The organism is Neopusillimonas aromaticivorans (assembly GCF_030344915.1).
Classification (GTDB): domain Bacteria; phylum Pseudomonadota; class Gammaproteobacteria; order Burkholderiales; family Burkholderiaceae_B; genus Neopusillimonas; species Neopusillimonas aromaticivorans.
Window position 1 is genome coordinate 620052 of record NZ_CP128233.1, and the last position, 9949, is coordinate 630000.

Annotated in this window: 5 protein-coding genes, 2 rRNA genes, 1 other RNA gene and 2 pseudogenes; 4 read left to right on the forward strand and 6 right to left on the reverse strand. The window is 54.3% G+C overall.

What is annotated here, in order from left to right:
- Nucleotides 1-7: 7 nt before the first annotated feature.
- Both mraZ and rnpB read right to left on the reverse strand, forming a co-directional pair.
- Nucleotides 8-439 carry a division/cell wall cluster transcriptional repressor MraZ gene (gene mraZ / locus N7E01_RS03215; protein WP_289174605.1) on the reverse strand — a complete coding sequence of 144 codons (432 nt, stop codon included), beginning with the start codon at nt 437-439 and terminating at the stop codon, nt 8-10.
- Nucleotides 440-687: 248 nt separating this feature from the next.
- Nucleotides 688-1095: RNase P RNA component class A (gene rnpB, locus N7E01_RS03220), an RNA gene on the reverse strand.
- A 94-nt stretch (nt 1096-1189) separates the two neighbouring features.
- Between rnpB and N7E01_RS03225 the strand changes: the two are divergent.
- Nucleotides 1190-3060, forward strand: a pseudogene (locus N7E01_RS03225) (ABC-F family ATP-binding cassette domain-containing protein).
- A 189-nt stretch (nt 3061-3249) separates the two neighbouring features.
- Here N7E01_RS03225 and pyrC read toward each other — a convergent pair.
- The gene (gene pyrC, locus N7E01_RS03230; protein ID WP_289174606.1) at nt 3250-4314 is read right to left on the reverse strand and encodes a dihydroorotase; all 1065 of its coding nucleotides are present in this window, start codon (nt 4312-4314) and stop codon (nt 3250-3252) included.
- Between the two features lie 175 nt (nt 4315-4489).
- Between pyrC and N7E01_RS03235 the strand changes: the two genes are divergently transcribed.
- Nucleotides 4490-4762, forward strand: coding sequence for an SWIB/MDM2 domain-containing protein (locus N7E01_RS03235; RefSeq protein WP_289174607.1), 273 nt, complete (start codon nt 4490-4492; stop codon nt 4760-4762).
- Nucleotides 4763-4935: 173 nt separating this feature from the next.
- On the opposite strand, the gene N7E01_RS03240 is transcribed toward N7E01_RS03235, so the two are convergent.
- Nucleotides 4936-5301: a DUF4870 family protein gene (locus N7E01_RS03240; protein WP_289174608.1), complete on the reverse strand. Its 366-nt coding sequence runs from the start codon at nt 5299-5301 to the stop codon at nt 4936-4938.
- A gap of 107 nt (nt 5302-5408) precedes the next feature.
- On the opposite strand from N7E01_RS03240, the gene N7E01_RS03245 reads away from it, so the two are divergent.
- Entirely contained in the window at nt 5409-6074 is a 666-nt protein-coding gene (locus tag N7E01_RS03245) for a trimeric intracellular cation channel family protein (RefSeq protein WP_289174609.1), read from the forward strand.
- 205 nt (nt 6075-6279) lie between these two features.
- A pseudogene (locus N7E01_RS03250) lies at nt 6280-6441 on the forward strand (Maf family protein); the annotation flags it as partial.
- Between the two features lie 238 nt (nt 6442-6679).
- Here N7E01_RS03250 and rrf read toward each other — a convergent pair.
- Both rrf and N7E01_RS03260 read right to left on the reverse strand, forming a co-directional pair.
- A 5S ribosomal RNA gene (rrf, locus tag N7E01_RS03255) occupies nt 6680-6792 on the reverse strand.
- Between the two features lie 214 nt (nt 6793-7006).
- A 23S ribosomal RNA gene (locus N7E01_RS03260) occupies nt 7007-9893 on the reverse strand.
- Between the last annotated feature and the right edge of the window lie 56 nt (nt 9894-9949).

Below are 9949 nucleotides of genomic sequence, written 5' to 3' on the forward strand. Positions count from 1 at the left end.
ACGGCCCTTAGAAAGAAAAATCGTCGAGGGCGTCGGACATCATGCCCTTGGCCAGGTCTTCGGCTTCACGACGCCCCCACTCGGCGGTGTCCCAAAGCTCGAAATGGTTACCCATTCCCAACAACATGACGTCACGCACAAGCCCGGCAGCCTGCCGCAACTCGGGCGATACCAGAATATGACCGGCCGCGTCCATGTCGACATCAAGTGCATTACCCAGCAACAACCGTTGCAACGCTCGCGCCGACATCGGAAAACGTGCGATGACATCACGGCGCTCTTCCCAGACGCTGCGTGGATACACCAGCAAGCAGCCATCAGGGTGGCGAGTAAGCGTCAGACGCCCCTGCTCGGCGGAAACAAGCGCGTCACGATGCCGGGTGGGTATCGAAACCCGCCCCTTGGCATCGAGAGTTAACGCACTGCATCCCTGGAACACATTTCCCCCACTTTTTTGCACATTTTCCTACTTTTTCCCACTCTACGACAATGGCAACACGCGGTCAAGCGCTTAAGGTCATTTTTTTCAATGACAACAAGTACTTACAGTCAAATCAAAGATTTTTAACCAGGAATTTCTTTCGTTAAATCAAGGGATTGGAAGATCAATTGGAAGTGCTTTATGCGCACCGCCGCACGAAACCCTATCGGGTTTGCAACCGGATGCGAAAAGGGGGAGTGCAATAAATGCGGGACAGGCCTGTAGGCCGGATTCTGTACACCGGGGCAAACCCCGGTGGGCAATCATTCGTCTTGGCACACCATTACTGACGTGCTCTGGCCACCTACCCGCATACTCGGACGGGCCGCCCTTTGAGCCCGAGGGCTCGTCGTATGCCTATTTGGTGTTGCTCCGGATAGAGGTTACCGCGTTTCACCCAGCTACGCTGTGCCCTGAAAACAGGACACGCCGCACGGAAGTCGCCGTGTCAGTGCATGCAAGCATGCCCGCGTATCAGTCTCGTCTCTGTGGCCCTGTTCCTCGGCTTGCAGGTGGTGACACCTGCTTACCGGACGGCTGTTAGCCGCTACCCTGCCCTGTGGAGTCCGGACCTTCCTCGATATACGTGATACCGCGATTGCCCGGCCTGCCCCGCCCGGGCATTGTAGCCAAATTAAATGCCCCTCACTGAACGAAACGCCACAAACTGCGACAATACACATCATTCTTCTATATGCATGTATTTTTATGGCCGCCACCCCACTCGTTACACTGACCCGACTGCAATTGGCCTATGGCCACCATCCCTTGCTCGACAATGCCGATCTGACCATCGCTACCCATGAGCGCGTGGGTCTAATCGGGCGCAATGGTGCGGGCAAGTCATCACTGCTCAAGCTGATTGACGGTCGAACCTTACCCGATGACGGCGAAGTCATGCGGGTTGGCGGATTAAAAATAGCCACTGTCGAACAAGAGCCCGACCTGCCTCCCGACCAAACTGTCCTTGAAGTCCTGAGCGGTAATTTCACTGAGCACGAAGACTGGTCACGCCCGGCCAGGGCCCAGGCACTGATTGATGAGCTGGGTCTTGAGCCGAACGCCCTGATCGACGGCTTGTCGGGGGGACCCGCAAGCGGGTAGCGCTGGCCAGCGCTCTGGCCGACGAACCCGATCTGCTGTTGCTCGATGAACCGACCAACCACCTTGACTTCACTGGTATCGGATGGCTTGAACAACGTCTGCAACAGGCGCGCTGCTCTGTGATCCTCATTACGCACGACCGCCGCTTTCTTGACGCCGTTGCCACCCGGATCGTCGAACTGGATCGCGGAAAACTGTTCAGCTTCCCGGGCAATTTCAGTCAGTGGCAGCAGCGCAAAGCCGAATGGCTTGAAGCCGAGAAAGCGCAAAATGCCAAGTTCGACAAGGTGCTTGCCCAGGAGGAGATCTGGATTCGAAAAGGGGTTGAAGCACGCCGCACACGCAACGAAGGCCGCGTGCTCCGCCTTGAACAACTACGCCGCGACCGGGCCGCACGCCGAGAGCGCACAGGCAATGTCAGCCTGGCCATCGCCGAAGGCCAACGCTCCGGGAAACTGGTCGCTGAACTTGACCACGTCTCGCATGGCTACGATGGCCATCTGTTGATCAACGATTTCTCCACCGTCATTTTGCGACAAGACCGTATCGGCCTGATCGGGCCAAACGGCGTCGGAAAAACAACCCTGCTGAAAATCATCCTCGGCGAGCTCAAACCCGATTCCGGTACCGTCAAACTGGGTACAAACATCACGGTGGGCTATTTCGACCAAATGCGTTCGCAACTCGATGAGAGCGCTACCTTGGCTGACACCATCAGCCCTGGGAGCGAATGGGTCGAAATTGGAAACCAGCGCAAGCACATCATGAGCTACCTGGAAGATTTCCTGTTCCCGCCCGCCCGCGCCAAATCACCGGTCAGCAGCCTTTCCGGTGGCGAACGCGCCCGTCTGGTGCTGGCTCGACTGTTTGCTCGTCCAACCAATGTGCTGGTCATGGATGAGCCCACCAACGATCTGGACATCGAAACCCTTGAGCTTCTGGAAGAATTGCTGCAAGACTATCAAGGCACTGTACTGCTGGTCAGTCACGACCGCGCCTTTCTGAATAACGTCGTCACGCAAACCATTGCCTGGGAAGGCAATGCACGTTGGCGCGAATATGCAGGCGGCTACGATGACTGGCTGGAACAACGGCCTGATGACGTCCCGCAAAGCCGCGCTGCGGGCCATGCCGAACCCGAACTATCGCAGCTCGTCGGGCAGGCTCCAAAAGCCGCCTCGTTGCATACAGCCGATCAGGAAACAAAACCCGCATCAACACGCCCCAAGCCAGTCAAAACTGCACGTATCACTTCGTGGGAACAAAAAGAACTGGACGGATTGCCCGACGCGATCGGCGCGCTTGAGGCACGTCAGGCCATGCTGGTAGAGCAACTTGCCGATGGCAGCCTTTACGCCAGTGATCCCGCCAAGGTTCAGGACATCAATGCCCAGCTCGAAGAAATCGACGCTGACCTGATGCGACTGTTTGAGCGCTGGGAAGCTCTGGAAGCGAAACGTGCCGGGTCGGAATAAACCTGCTGTGAGACGGCACGTTGAATCGTGCGGCAAGACGATATTTCCGTTTTAATGGCAGGCCTTGAAACACCTGCTGAACATCTGCCTCACACGAGATGACCTGAGGCAGACGCTTCTTAATCCTGAGCGATAGTACAAGCCGCAACGGCTACTCTGCCCCGGAACTATACCCGCCCGGGACTTGACTCAACCCCGAACGATGCTCCAGGGCAGTTGCTCACCGGCGGCCAAGGGCACTAAATCTGCCTGGTCCGGATGGACCCGCTCTGGAATGTCGAATGCCTGACGCTGAAGTGTCAGCGTATCCTGGTTAACCGGCAACCCGTAAAATGCGGGCCCGTTCAGGCTTGCAAACGCCTCTAACCGATCAAGCCGCCCCACTGAGTCGAATGCCGTAGCATACAGTTCCATAGCATGAAGTGCGGTATAACACCCCGCGCAACCGCATGCATTTTCTTTGGCATTACGCGAATGTGGAGCACTGTCAGTGCCCAGAAAGAACCGGTTGCTGAGACTGGTAGCGGCCTCGAGCAATGCCTGGCGATGCGTCTCGCGTTTCAAGACCGGCAGGCAGTACCAATGCGGTCGTACGCCACCGCGAAATAAGGCATTGCGGTTATAAAGCAAGTGATGAGCGGTTATTGTTGCTCCTGTGGGCCCCTCGGCATCGCGTACGTATTCCACGCCTTGTCGTGTTGTCAAATGTTCGAACACGACTTTCAGCGCAGGAAATGCCTTGCGTAACGGAATCATGACCCGATCAATAAAAACCGCCTCGCGATCAAAAATGTCAACGTCAGGGTCAGTAACCTCGCCATGAACAAGCAACGGCAACCCCGTATCTTGCAAGGCTTCAAGCGCGCCGGTGCAATACCGTAGCAAATTGGTCACGCCTGCATCAGAATTGGTCGTTGCCCCTGCCGGATAAAGCTTCACACCGTATACAATGCCGCTTCCCGACGCTTTGCGTATTTCATCTGCCGGCGTATTGTCAGTCAAATATAGCGTCATCAGTGGCGTAAATGATGATGCAGGCAAGCTGCTGTCTTGCAGCGCCTGCACAATGCGGCTGCGGTAGCCCTGTGCTGCTTCTGTAGTTGTCACGGGTGGTGTCAGATTGGGCATGACAATGGCCCGACCAAACTGACGGGCAGTGTCAGCGACCACGGCGCGCAACATGGCGCCATCACGCAAATGCAGGTGCCAATCATCCGGACGTTTGATGGTTAAAGTTGAAATCGACGAAGTCATGAATACCTTCTAGATGAATACGGCGCATCGGATCTGGCAACTGCGAACCAACGGTTCGGCGCTGATTTTACCGATGCGCAGGCAGAAAAAATCGGGTACAAACTCTTTTGCTGTCAGGGCCAAGACGCGTTATGCTCGACCCTGACGTTTTTTATTCAATATGGAGCAATTTTTTATGGCAACTACTGCAAAAACCGCGCGCAAACCAAATGCGGCGTTCATGAAGCCACTGACCCCTAGCGACACGCTGGCCGCCGTTGTCGGGGCCACACCGTTGCCGCGCACCGAAGTCACCAAAAAACTCTGGGACTACATTAAAAAGAACAATCTTCAAGATCCGGAAAACCGTCGCAACATTAACGCTGACGATAAACTTCGCCCGATTTTTGGCAAAGACCAGGTATCCATGTTCGAAATGACCAAATTGGTCAGCGCCCACCTGAAGTAAACGCCTGAAAAAGGCACGTGCCCCGTCATGTCTACATGTACAAAGGGCAAGCAAGCCGCACCTGCACGCTGCAAAATCACAGCGATGCGGTGCGGTTTTTTTATCAGGCACATTTCTGTTCGCCAACACCCGAACAAACTGGCGCGGACTAAATGCTCCGGGCGTTGAACACGTTAAAGCTCAGGTGCGGGTGCATTACCCTCGACTAATGCCAACCAGCCTTTGATCAGGCGATAGACCACCCAAATCAGGGCCGCCAACCCGGTAATCCAGCCGATAAAAATGAATGTCAGGATTGCGCTGATCAGGAACCACAACAGCCCCCACCAAAACGTCTTGATCACCCAGTCGAAATGTACGGCATAAATCGTACCGGCCGCATCACTGCGTTTCATATACGCCAGAACCATTGATGCTATGGTCGCAACACCAATAAAACCGGCGGTGACAACACCCAGTGCAAACAGACCATAAATAATGTGTGTCAGCCACTTGAGTGACAAACCGTTGTTTTCTTCCGGCGGTAATGCGTCGGTCATAAACCCTCCAATACACAGGTGTCAGATAATGTGGGTAGTATTTTAACCCGTCATACTCAGCAGACATCCATTCGCCACCTCTCCACCCTTTGGCAAGCCAATTTGTTATGGACACGATCACACTTTCTCCGCATCCGTTCAGCGCCTTGAACCTTAACATGATGCTGGTTATTTACCTTATCGCGATCACCGCAGAAGCAATGTCGGGGGCACTGGCAGCCGGACGCCGCCGAATGGATATTTTTGGTGTCGCAGTCATCGCCTCTGTCACGGCTCTGGGCGGGGGCACCATACGTGACGTTATTCTCGGTAACTACCCCATCGGTTGGACGCAACATCCTGAATACCTCTACATCGTACTGAGTGCCGGACTGATTACCGTCCTGGTCGCCCGTTACATGCACCACCTGAAGCAGATATTTCTTGTTCTGGATGCGCTTGGACTTGTTGCATTCTCAGTGATCGGCTGCACAATCGCACTTGGATTGAACTACACGACAGCCGTTGTCATCATTGCGGGGATGTTGACAGGGATCAGTGGGGGCGTTGTGCGCGATGTGCTGTGCAACCAGGTACCCATTGTTTTCAGGCGTGAGCTTTACGCCAGCGTATCATTGTTCGTCTGTGTTCTTTTCCTGATTCTGAAAAGTTTCGGATTGGGAGAAAACATCACGATGCTGGTTTGCTTCACCGGTGGCGTTACATTCCGCCTTCTAGCGATTCGATTTCACTGGCGTCTGCCGGTATTTTCGTACGATAGCCGATGGGAATAAAGCCCTGGCATAGAGGCACCACATAGGTTTAACACGGAGTTGGTGGGTGTTGGCCATTCTTGTGGCCGATCCCGGGCAGCATCCGATGTGCTCTGCGTGGCATGCCGTTGCAACGGTGTCGGTTGCGATGGCGCTACGCTCGGCTCAAGCCGTAATTGCTGGCGCTGATGATCCGAGACCCAGCGTCGTAACAGGTTGGCATAGAGGATTTGCCAGCGGGGACGAGCCCTGGGGCAAAGCGGGTGGTTATGGCATCCAGGGGAAAGCCGCGGCCTTTATTGTGAACGTCAATGGCAGCTACAGTGGCGTGATGGGGTTGCCGGTGTATGAAACAGCCCAACTGCTGCGGTTGTGCAAGACGGTGTGATGCGACGCAGCTTGGAAGCATCGCCAGCAGGTTGAGATGAGCGTCGATCGTACGCCTGAGCTGCTCCTGAACCCCTGTCCGTTGCGCATTACTTGTGCAGGCTGTGACCTGCTTGCCGCGGGTTTATCATTCGCCCCGCCGGTATGCAGCCCTATCGGGCGGCCGCAGGTGGCGACTGTGAGCGCGCACAAAGTAAAACGCCCCGCAACGATGAGTTGCGGGGCGTTTTGGTATAAAAGCCTGACGATGACCTACTTTCACAGACGTTAATCAACTATCATCGGCGCAGAGGTGTTTCACGGTCCTGTTCGGGATGGGAAGGGGTGGGACCACCTCGCTATGGTCGTCAAGCGTAACTTGTTGCCTGGGCTGGTGAACTGCTTAGGCCAACCTGGGCCAATCGTGGAAGAAGCAACGTGTGGTGCGTGATGCATCACACACGATGGTGAGTACTTATGTTTTGCAGTGTTGGGTTGCGTTGTTTAGCGGTGCTGTTGCTGCCGGGTTAGGGCAGACTTTCAATTTGTTTGAACGGCACTTGAATCACGTTAACCTGCAAGGTTATAGGATCAAGCCGCACGGGCAATTAGTACTGGTTAGCTAAGTACATTACTGTACGTACACACCCAGCCTATCAACGTCCTGGTCTCGAACGGCCCTTCAGGGGGCTCTAGGCCCCGGGATACCTAATCTTCAGACGAGTTTCCCGCTTAGATGCCTTCAGCGGTTATCTCTTCCGTACATAGCTACTCGGCAATGCCATTGGCATGACAACCGATACACCAGCGGTACGTCCACTCCGGTCCTCTCGTACTAGGAGCAGGCTCCGTCAAGTATCCAACGCCCACGGCAGATAGGGACCAAACTGTCTCACGACGTTTTAAACCCAGCTCACGTACCTCTTTAAATGGCGAACAGCCATACCCTTGGGACCGGCTACAGCCCCAGGATGAGATGAGCCGACATCGAGGTGCCAAACACCGCCGTCGATATGAACTCTTGGGCGGTATCAGCCTGTTATCCCCAGAGTACCTTTTATCCGTTGAGCGATGGCCCTTCCATTCAGAACCACCGGATCACTATGTCCTGCTTTCGCACCTGTTCGACGTGTCAGTCTCACAGTCAAGCACGCTTATGCCATTGCACTATCAGCACGATTTCCGACCGTACCTAGCGTACCTTCGAACTCCTCCGTTACGCTTTGGGAGGAGACCGCCCCAGTCAAACTGCCCACCATGCACTGTCCCCAACCCGGATAACGGGCCAAGGTTAGAACCGCAAACAGACCAGGGTGGTATTTCAAGGTTGGCTCGGCCAAATCTAGCGACTTGGTTTCAACGCCTCCCACCTATCCTACACAGGCCGGTTCACAGTTCAATGCAAAGCTACAGTAAAGGTTCATGGGGTCTTTCCGTCTAGCCGCGGGTAGATTGCATCATCACAAACACTTCAACTTCGCTGAGTCTCAGGAGGAGACAGTGTGGCCATCGTTACGCCATTCGTGCAGGTCGGAACTTACCCGACAAGGAATTTCGCTACCTTAGGACCGTTATAGTTACGGCCGCCGTTTACCGGGGCTTCGATCAAGAGCTTGCACCCCATCACTTAACCTTCCGGCACCGGGCAGGCGTCACACCCTATACGTCCACTTTCGTGTTAGCAGAGTGCTGTGTTTTTAATAAACAGTCGCAGCCACCGATTCTCTGTGACCCCTTCATGCTCAGGGCGCAGGCCCATCACACTACCGGGGTATACCTTCTCCCGAAGTTACGGTATCAATTTGCCGAGTTCCTTCTCCTGAGTTCTCTCAAGCGCCTTGGAATATTCATCCCGTCCACCTGTGTCGGTTTGCGGTACGGTCGTGCAGTACTGAAGCTTAGAGGCTTTTCTTGGGACCACTTCCGATTAGTTTAAGACCGAAGTCTTATTCAGCCACACCCTTGAATTACGCGCCCGGATTTGCCTAAAGCGCCTTCTATAGTGCAGCAACGGGGACTTCCAACACCCCGATAACCTTTCGCAATCCGTCCCCCCATCGCATACTGCAACGGTGCTGGAATATTAACCAGCTTCCCATCAGCTACGCATCTCTGCCTCGCCTTAGGGGCCGACTCACCCTGCGCCGATGAACGTTGCGCAGGAAACCTTGGACTTACGGCGAGGGGGCTTTTCACCCCCTTTATCGCTACTCATGTCAGCATTCGCACTTCTGATACCTCCAGCAGACTTTACAATCTGCCTTCGCAGGCTTACAGAACGCTCTCCTACCGCGTATATCGAAGATATACACCCGCAGCTTCGGTAACTGGCTTAGCCCCGTTACATCTTCCGCGCAGGACGACTCGATCAGTGAGCTATTACGCTTTCTTTAAAGGATGGCTGCTTCTAAGCCAACCTCCTGACTGTCTAAGCCTTCCCACTTCGTTTCCCACTTAGCCCGTTTTAGGGACCTTAGCTGGCGGTCTGGGTTGTTTCCCTCTTGAGTCCGGACGTTAGCACCCGGTGCTCTGTCTCCCGCGCTGTACTTGCCGGTATTCGGAGTTTGCCATGGTTTGGTAAATCGCAATGACCCCCTAGCCATAACAGTGCTCTACCCCCGGCAGTAATACGCGAGGCACTACCTAAATAGTTTTCGGAGAGAACCAGCTATTTCCAGGCTTGTTTAGCCTTTCACCCCTATCCACAGTTCATCCCCTAATTTTTCAACATTAGTGGGTTCGGTCCTCCAGCACGTGTTACCGTGCCTTCAACCTGACCATGGATAGATCGCCTGGTTTCGGGTCTACACCCAGCGACTAAAATCGCCCTATTCGGACTCGCTTTCGCTACGCCTTCCCTATTCGGTTAAGCTTGCCACTGAATGTAAGTCGCTGACCCATTATACAAAAGGTACGCAGTCACCCCATAAAGAGGCTCCTACTGTTTGTATGCACACGGTTTCAGGATCTATTTCACTCCCCTTCCGGGGTTCTTTTCGCCTTTCCCTCACGGTACTGGTTCACTATCGGTCGATCACGAGTATTTAGCCTTGGAGGATGGTCCCCCCATCTTCAGACAGGATTTCACGTGTCCCGCCCTACTTGTCTGACGCTTAGTTCCACATACTGTATTTCACCTACAGGGCTATCACCTGCTACGGCGGCTCTTTCCAGGGCCTTCGGTTATACAACATGCTAAATCGTCACGGCTGCTCCGGTTTCGCTCGCCGCTACTACCGGAATCTCGGTTGATTTCTTTTCCTCGAGTTACTGAGATGTTTCAGTTCACCCGGTTCGCTTCAACACACCTATGTATTCAGTGTGTGATACCCTCTTGCGAGGGTGGGTTTCCCCATTCGGACATCTGCGGATCAAAGCTTGTTTGCCAGCTCCCCGCAGCTTTTCGCAGGCTACAACGTCCTTCATCGCCTGTGATCGCCAAGGCATCCACCATGTGCACTTAGTCACTTGATCCTATAACGTTGCACGCTATAGGTCTCTAACTTGAGTTTGCGTGTTTGTGCCGTTCA

Coding starts and splice junctions, on each gene's coding strand:
- pyrC (WP_289174606.1), bottom strand. CDS start 4,314: ATGACTTCGTCGATTTCAACTTTAACCATCAAACGTCCGGATGATTGG.
- N7E01_RS03235 (WP_289174607.1), top strand. CDS start 4,490: ATGGCAACTACTGCAAAAACCGCGCGCAAACCAAATGCGGCGTTCATG.
- N7E01_RS03240 (WP_289174608.1), bottom strand. CDS start 5,301: ATGACCGACGCATTACCGCCGGAAGAAAACAACGGTTTGTCACTCAAG.
- N7E01_RS03245 (WP_289174609.1), top strand. CDS start 5,409: ATGGACACGATCACACTTTCTCCGCATCCGTTCAGCGCCTTGAACCTT.